Here is a 1336-nt window from a genome sequence, read left to right on the forward strand (position 1 = left end):
ACATGGAGTAATCCCGATCTGTCTTCGCACAGCACCCGGTACACTGGGCGGGTCACATTCAGAGAGGAACTGACAGATGGAACATTTTGCTGGCTTGGACGTCTCAATGGAAGAGACGCATATTTGTGTCCTTGATCGTGAGGGCACGCTCATTCGAGAAGGGAAAACGCGCTCATCACCTGCAGCGATTGCGGCCTTTCTGGCGGATGGTCCGCCATGCGAACAGGTCGTCTTCGAGACGGGGAGAATGGCACCGATGCTTTATCACGGGCTTGTTGAACTTGGCGTTCGGGTTGTGTGCATCGAAAGCAGGCAGGCATATCAAGCGCTGAAGTCGCTGGCTGGGCACAAGACAGATCGCAACGATGCGCGTGGCTTGGCACATCTCGCTCGCACGGGGTTCTTCAAACCAACGCACGTCAAGTCATTGTCTGCTCACGCAGTCCGTTCGTTGATCGCGGCCCGCAAGAAGCTGGTTGGGCAGCGCGTGACCATCGACAATCAGATCCGAGGCCTGGTGGTCGTGTTCGGCGTGCGGCTGCCCAGAGCTCTATCACCGGCATTCGAAGCCGCAGCGCTGAAAGTCAGCGATGGCGTTCCGGGTCTACATGCAGCTCTGTCCGGCCTCTTCGCAGCCCGTAAAGCCATGCTTGGCGCGATTGCGGCGATCAATGCGGACATGAAGAAGATGGCACGCGCATCCAAAGTCTGTTCTCGACTTATGACAGTCCCTGGTGTCGGCCCGATCACATCCTTGGCGTTTGCTGCGGCAATCGACGATCCAGCGCGCTTCAAACGATCGCGTGATGTCGGCGCATATCTTGGGCTGGTGCCTCGACGGTACCAATCCGGCGAGATCGACTATACCGGCAGCATCTCAAAGCGCGGCGATGTCAGAGTGCGGACGCTTCTGTACGAAGCAGCGAATGTGATGCTGACCAGATCTGCGGCATCGCTGGAACTCAAAGACTGGGCCAAGGCAATCGGTGCACGATCTACCATGAGGAAAGCCAGGGTGGCGCTGGCCAGGCGTCTTGCCATCATCATGCACGCGATGATGCGCGATGAGACTGAATTCCAGGCGGCCTGACGGCAGCGACAAAACCGAGGATACCAAATTTAGAGCTCCCATCAGGGACGTCCGAGGGAGGGCGTGAGACACGGCGACGATTCTGTAGCAACAGCCAGAAAACCGGCCGATTGCGGTTTCCACCTTGCCGCCACACACCTAGCCAACCCCATTATGAACCACAGAGTTCGAAGAGAACAAAGGCAACCTCAGACGCAAGAAGAAGGAAGTTCAGAAAACACGCATTGACAGATTAGAGAACAGAAT

The 1336-nt window shown here is 56.8% G+C and carries 1 protein-coding gene; it reads left to right on the forward strand.

Translation table 11 applies throughout. The features are described from left to right. The first annotated feature begins 76 nt into the window (after nucleotides 1-76). On the forward strand, nucleotides 77-1090 hold the full coding sequence (locus tag MUB52_RS23865) for an IS110 family RNA-guided transposase (RefSeq protein WP_263846659.1): 1014 nt from the start codon (nucleotides 77-79) through the stop codon (nucleotides 1088-1090). Nucleotides 1091-1336: the final 246 nt, after the last annotated feature.

The sequence above is a fragment of the Roseobacter sinensis genome (genome assembly GCF_025755255.1).
In the GTDB taxonomy this organism is placed as follows: Bacteria; Pseudomonadota; Alphaproteobacteria; order Rhodobacterales; family Rhodobacteraceae; genus Roseobacter; species Roseobacter sinensis.

Bases quoted from the DNA above. Each gene is read 5' to 3' on its own strand.
- MUB52_RS23865 (WP_263846659.1), top strand. From the start codon at position 77: ATGGAACATTTTGCTGGCTTGGACGTCTCAATGGAAGAGACGCATATT.